Source organism: Enterococcus sp. S183_ASV_20 (assembly GCF_018919685.1).
Classification (GTDB): domain Bacteria; phylum Bacillota; class Bacilli; order Lactobacillales; family Enterococcaceae; genus Enterococcus; species Enterococcus faecalis.
Map to the genome: position 1 here is coordinate 1 of NZ_JAHLRI010000164.1, position 649 is coordinate 649.

At 28.7% G+C, this 649-nt stretch carries 1 pseudogene; it reads left to right on the forward strand.

Features of this window, described 5'->3' with window-relative positions:
- Window positions 1-469, forward strand: a pseudogene (locus KQI94_RS16200) (replication protein RepA); the annotation flags it as partial.
- Window positions 470-649 lie beyond the last annotated feature (180 nt).

Genomic DNA, 649 nt, shown 5'->3' on the forward strand with positions numbered 1-649 from the left:
AATTGCGAAAATCGCAGACAATCTATTCTATACTTCTTATTTAGATACATTAGATACATTAGATACTAAAAAAGAAGTCTTGCAGCAACAATTATTGCTCGATCAGTTTTCAGAAGTTCAAGAGAACACTTTCCTAAGCAAAGATAGCTTAAAATTTATTGCTGCTTTTTCTGATACTATTCAAGAAGCCCATGAACAAGTAGGAACAATTATACGTGCAAAAACCAAAGTAGAAAAAGAATACAACATTGTTTTGATTGGAGAGGATTATCAAGAAGAAATTGACAAATGTTTGCGTCGTGTGATGCATAAAATTAAGACAGATTCTACTGTGAAAAGTCCAAAAGGCCTATTCTACAAGTCGTTTTATAATTTATTTGTTGCATGTGCGTTAGAAAAAGAAAATATAAATAATGGGAATAAGTCTAAAGGTTCTGAGATAACTTTGCATAATTGGATTGAACAATAAGTAATTGATTCATTCGTTTGGATAAATTTCATTCTGTATTTTGTATCCCTATTAAAGTTTATTTGATAAAATTGTAAATATAATAGCTATTAATTGGTTATTATATTTGTATATCGCTAGAATTAGTTAGCAAATTTAAACTACGGAGGTTGATAAAAATGAAGAAGTACAAGAAGTTTT